The organism is Marimonas arenosa, from assembly GCF_030848945.1.
GTDB classification, from domain to species: Bacteria; Pseudomonadota; Alphaproteobacteria; order Rhodobacterales; family Rhodobacteraceae; genus Marimonas; species Marimonas arenosa.
In genome coordinates, this window is sequence record NZ_JANHAX010000036.1 from 1 (window position 1) to 208 (window position 208).

Annotated in this window: 1 protein-coding gene; it reads left to right on the top strand. The window is 32.2% G+C overall.

The genetic code is table 11. The annotated features are described in order from the left end of the window. Window positions 1–208: ACP phosphodiesterase (locus NO357_RS21375; RefSeq protein ID WP_306737789.1), on the top strand; the 208-nt coding region annotated here is incomplete at both ends.

Consider the following 208-nt stretch of genomic DNA (forward strand, 5'->3'; position numbering starts at 1 on the left):
CTCGCCTATTATTGTGGATGTTTACTATGATTTTTTACTCATCAAGAATTGGCATCTATTTTCTCAGCAAACTTTTGAGGAGTTTAAAGACAATTGTTATCGCATTTTACAGGATTCAGAACATTTATATCCTCCTAAGCTTTTAAAGTTTACCCAGGCTTTAATTAAGCATGATTGGTTTGAAAAGTACAGTACATATGAAGGTCTT